Raw genomic sequence first — 436 nt, 5'->3', positions numbered from 1 at the left:
TCCATGGGCGGCGCGGTGTTCGGAGGCAGCCAATGAGATCCGCCCTGGCGCACCCCCGTGCCGGCCGCCCGGCGCGCGGCATGGTCCTGATCGCCGTCCTCTGGATCGTGGCGTCCCTCGCCATCATCGTTACTGGAGTTACCCGCACCATCCGGGAGGAAGCGCGCATGATGGCGCTCGCCCGGCAGGACGTCCAGGCGCAGGCCCTGGGCGACGCCGCCATCCAGGTGGCGCTGCAGACCATCGTCGCCAACAACACGCCCATCAACCGCATGCTGCAATCCGAGATCCAGTACCGGGGTGTCGTCATGCAGGTCCGGGCCATGCCGCTGAACGGCCTCATCGACATCAACAGCGCCTCGGTGCCGCTGCTTACGAAGGCCTATGCGGTGGCGGGCGGGCTGCCAGCGGCCCAGGCGGAAGCGCTGGCGCAGGC

Annotated in this window: 1 protein-coding gene; it reads left to right on the top strand. The window is 69.7% G+C overall.

All coding sequences use genetic code 11. From position 1 onward, the window contains the following. Positions 1–80 precede the first annotated feature (80 nt). Positions 81–436: hypothetical protein (locus tag GVL52_RS32190; protein WP_200848013.1), on the top strand; the 356-nt coding region annotated here is incomplete at its 3' end.

This window comes from Rhizobium sp. 18055 (genome assembly GCF_902706285.1).
Taxonomy (GTDB): Bacteria; Pseudomonadota; Alphaproteobacteria; order Rhizobiales; family Rhizobiaceae; genus Rhizobium.
The sequence above is the reverse complement of the archived record's forward strand: the minus strand, read 5'-3'. Positions and strand labels throughout refer to the sequence as shown.